Source organism: Mongoliibacter ruber (genome assembly GCF_003003005.1).
Taxonomy (GTDB): Bacteria; Bacteroidota; Bacteroidia; order Cytophagales; family Cyclobacteriaceae; genus Mongoliibacter; species Mongoliibacter ruber.
This window is the reverse complement of record NZ_PVTR01000035.1, coordinates 1-2,954: the sequence shown is the minus strand read 5'-3', so window position 1 is coordinate 2,954 and position 2,954 is coordinate 1. Positions and strand designations below refer to the sequence as shown.

Annotated in this window: 2 protein-coding genes; both read right to left on the bottom strand. The window is 46.7% G+C overall.

Annotation, left to right across the window (positions count from 1 at the left end):
* A partial coding sequence (locus CLW00_RS21095) for a PorP/SprF family type IX secretion system membrane protein (RefSeq protein ID WP_106135693.1) occupies window positions 1-819 on the bottom strand: 819 nt, incomplete at its 3' end.
* Between the two features lie 158 nt (window positions 820-977).
* Window positions 978-2,954: MBG domain-containing protein (locus CLW00_RS21090; RefSeq protein ID WP_146131480.1), on the bottom strand; the 1,977-nt coding region annotated here is incomplete at its 5' end.

The window sequence follows — 2,954 nt, the reverse complement described above, 5'->3', positions numbered from 1 at the left end:
ATAGCCAATTCTCATTATTGGCAGCAGTACTCCCAGTTGGAAGTTGTTGGCATAATCAATTCTATGTCCGGCACCGACCCATATTTTTTCCATCATCAGGACCTTTAGGTTGAATTCCACATTGGTAGGCAAATCTGTCTGTCCCCTGTACATAAAGTTGGTTGCCAGGGTCAGGTTCTCGGTGAAGTCGTTTCTGTAACCGGCCTGTACGATACCGACAAGAGGCTTACGTTCCATAAAAATATCCCCTGAGTTGATGGCACCCTGATTCACGTTGTGGACGGCATAGGAGATATAATAATTGGGGTGGGTGAGGGCCATACCTATGTTAAAATCCAATACCTGCATATTGGCAAATCCATTGAGGTACTGGGCGATTTTTGGATCATTTGACTGTTCGGTGGTGAGGTTGTTTCCATCCAGTCTGACGGTATTGTAATTGACTCCCACGCCCAGTCTGAGAGAAGTTTTTTCTGCCAGTTGGATTCTTGAGGCATAAGAAGCGATCAGTTCTGTTTCCACAAAAGCCCCGTACTGATCATGGATGATGTTGAGTCCCACCGCGTTTTTGTTCGGGTCAGCACCATTGGAAAAGTCTGCGATATCGAATTCCAGAGAACCGATATAGGTCATCGGGGCTCCCTCAAATCCTGCCCACTGATTTCTGATCAGGCCACGGACGTTTGAACCTTCATAACCTGTGAGGGCAGGGTTGAAGTAACTCTGCATGTGGCTAAACTGGGAAACATATTTCCGGGACTGTGCAAACCCTTCGAAAGCGAAGAGGAGGCAGATTGCGAGTATGTAGAGTCTTTTCATAAAATACTGTTTTATTGGTTATTAGTGTAGAGACGAAGGGTTACTTGAGGTTTTTTCCTCTCTTTTATTTTTTAAGGGTTATTTACCTCAGACCTTCGAGGTTTTTAAAACCTCAAAGGTCATTTTCCTCCTTCATCCTTCCTCCATCATCCTTTCTGTTATTTTCGGATCAGGTTAAGCATTCCTCTTCTGGTCTCACCTGTTTCCTTTACCTGGATCACCCAGTAATAAGTCCCCACCGGCAACTCCCTGCCCTGGAAGGTGCCATCCCATCGGACATCAGGATCTTCAGTGTAGAACACCCTTTTTCCGCTTCTCTCAAATACCTGCACGCTGGATCCTGTGTAAAATCTCAGTTCTTCCACTCCCCAGGTGTCATTGATACCATCTCCATTTGGAGTGAAAGAGTTGAAAACTTCAATATTGTCCACCGAAGGTCTCGTCCTGAAAATGGTGAATTCCTTTTCAATGATATTGCCATCACGGTCCACCACGCGAACACGAATATCGAATTCAGTTTTTCCGTCGGCTCTTTGTGCAGAACTCCAGAAAAGGATTCCGTCTATTATCTCGAAATAGACATTGTCCAATGCCAGATCGGCGAGCAGGATGTCGTGCTGATTGTCAAATGGATCGATGACACTCAAATTACCAACAGCGATAAAGTTTTCCCCAACTGCAGCCTCATAGCTGTTGTTGTCCAACAGGATGTCTTCAGGTGCAGGTTTGGGCAGGACTGTAACTACTATCTCAGCTGTCAGTGCGTCAGGATTCAAGATACCTGCAGGCAGGTCTATGGTTCCTGTCAAAGTATAGTCACCCCGTGAAAAGACAACCAATCCCGATAGATTCCAGGTGACCGGAAGTTCCAGGAACTGCCCGTCGACAGTCATCACGGTCACGGTTGCTGGCAGTTCAGGATTGACAGCCCAGCTTGTTTCCACTCCATCCGGCTGCATGACAACTTCAATGATGGCAGGGAAGATCTCGAAGTCAGCACCGGTGAAGTCAATTTGGTAATTTTCACCCGCTGACACACTTCCAAGGTTGATCGGATAAATGCCAACGGCTTCACCTGGGTCCCTTGTCAAACTACCTGACAATACCTCTTCGCTGTCTCCTGCGGCAAAGCCTGAGGCAGTGAAGCTGAAGACAGGGTCAGCTGTTCCGAATATTTTGGACTGATCTTCATTTGCAATGATTTTCAAAGTGGCTTGGCTTATTTCAAGTGTACCACCGATCAGGGTAATTTCGTAATTGGCATCTGATCCACCGCTCAAAGTGATGGGGTAGGTGCCGACATTTGAATTTATATTGGCAGTGGTGCTGATATTTGGTTCAGTGGTCACCTGTGTGTCACCATTGACCAGGCCTGTATAAGTGAATGTCAATACCGGATTTTCTTCACCGTATACTCTGGATAGGTCATCTGCTGAGATGGTCAAATCAGCCCTTGTTACTTCCAGTTCTCCGTCAACCAGGGTGATTTCATAATTGTCATCCGACCCTCCGGACAAGACAATCGGATAGGTTCCCACATCAGAGCCCGCAATGGCAGTAGTGGTGATGCCCGGTTCGGTGTCCACCTGTGTATCACCGTTTACAAGACCCGTATAGCTGAAGGTCAAAGTAGGGATTTCTGAACCGTACACTTTAGACTTGTCATCAGCGGTGATGGTCAGTGCTTTTTTGACAATCACAAAATCAGCTGACACGAATTCGATGGTATAGTTGGGATTGGCAACAAGAGAACCCTGTCCAATGGTATAGCTGCCTACATTTTCACCAGCTTCTCTGTCAAGTTGCCCTGATAGGATGTTTTCATCGTCTCCACCTGCAAAGCCAGAGACAGTGTAGCTGAAGACCGGATCGGCTTCCCCGTAAACTTTAAGCTGTTCGGGAGTAGCTGTGATGGTCAAAGTGGCCGGTGTAACTGTCAGGTCTGCAGTCAGCACGAGGGTAACATAATTTGCTCCGGTAATTGTAGCTGTTGCTTGCTGCGTTCCTGCATTGGTTCTGCTGTTGTTGGCATAAGCGACCGAAGTTCCGTCAGGCAGATTACCACTTATGGCAAGGGACTTTTGAGTGTTATCAAATACAAAGCTTCCATCTTGGAAAGTGATTCCAGTGATGGT